The organism is Zooshikella ganghwensis DSM 15267 (assembly GCF_000428585.1).
GTDB lineage: Bacteria > Pseudomonadota > Gammaproteobacteria > Pseudomonadales > Zooshikellaceae > Zooshikella > Zooshikella ganghwensis.
Genome location: NZ_AUAF01000388.1, coordinates 1 through 1,300 on the forward strand (window position 1 = coordinate 1; position 1,300 = coordinate 1,300).

The window sequence follows — 1,300 nt, forward strand, 5'->3', positions numbered from 1 at the left end:
TTTAACATTGGCAGCCCTTGGGGCTGCTCATAGCTGTCAAGCCTCCCGCTCTGCGGGAGCGTTATGACTAAAGTCTAGTAGAATTGACTTAACTTCGAAATCATCATTAATGAATGAGTTCACATAATGAGTCCTAAAGTTATACAGTTGACCTATAGCTATTCACAATTATCACTTGAAATTTTGATAAATGGTATTCCTTTCTTTTTAGAGCATGATTCTGAGTCAGGCACTTTTTCAGCTGGTCTAAATGATTATCTTATTAAGGGTATGAATGAACTTTCATTTATATGTAGGCCTCACTGGGTTAACCGTAAGAAGGGTATTACAGATATACGTAAAGTAGACTTTGTTATTGAAGGAAATCTACAAATAGGTAATAAAGGGGCTTCTGCTGGTAAATTAATTAGTGATTTTTCTTACTCATCTATAGACGGTGAATATGATGAAGAGCTTAATGCTATTGTCATAAAACAGACTTTTGAAGCAGATTTATATGATGTCACTCCATGGCTAAATAAGTTGGAGATATTTGAAGAAGAAACAAATGAAGACTTTTTAGATATCGCACATAAAATACTGAGTCTTTTTGAAACGAACCTCTCAGACATGCTCGAAAGTGATGTTGATAAATTTATAAGATTTTTTAGTGTTAGCAATTTAATAACGATAGATGCTAGAGGATATGATAAGCAATTGTTTCTCGAGCAATCGAAAAGCGCAGCAGAAAAACTTGTAAAAAATAAACTTAAGAAAACGAAAGTTTTATCTCATGAACTTATTGTGAAGAGGTATTTAGACGATAAATATATAAAGTTAAGAATTAAGCCTGATATGTCTAATGATATTAATGAGAATATAAAGTTAGATGAAGGTGAGGAGGCTATACCGCTAATAAACTTTGAAGGAGGCGGAACAATAAATATAAATATAGTGAAGATAAATGGAGAATACTTTCAGTTTATATAGATTGATTTCAGTATTAAATAAAATTGTTCATAAAATTGATGCTATCAATTTATGTTGAATATTGAGAGTGTATTAGATGTCAGAGCTTAAAGCAGCTTTTAAATTTTTTTTGTTTATATATACTGCGACTTTTGTTATTGGGATTAGCTATGCGTTATATCGTGGACTTGCCTTTTCTGATTTGACAGAGTTGGTAGGTTTTTGGATAGGCATTATTACTACGTTTGTTCCAATTATCATGCTATGTTATTTTGGTGGCCTTACTATCGCAATGCTTAAAGGAAAGAGTCTCTTTGGTGTAGTGGCTTTAGCGGCTTCTGGTTTTTTAATC

At 32.5% G+C, this 1,300-nt stretch carries 2 protein-coding genes; both read left to right on the forward strand.

Annotated elements, in window-relative coordinates:
• Positions 1 to 126: 126 nt before the first annotated feature.
• Positions 127 to 969 carry a hypothetical protein gene (locus F607_RS0127230; protein WP_027710492.1) on the forward strand — a complete coding sequence of 281 codons (843 nt, stop codon included), beginning with the start codon at positions 127 to 129 and terminating at the stop codon, positions 967 to 969.
• Between the two features lie 76 nt (positions 970 to 1,045).
• A partial coding sequence (locus F607_RS32305) for a hypothetical protein (RefSeq protein WP_038292681.1) occupies positions 1,046 to 1,300 on the forward strand: 255 nt, incomplete at its 3' end.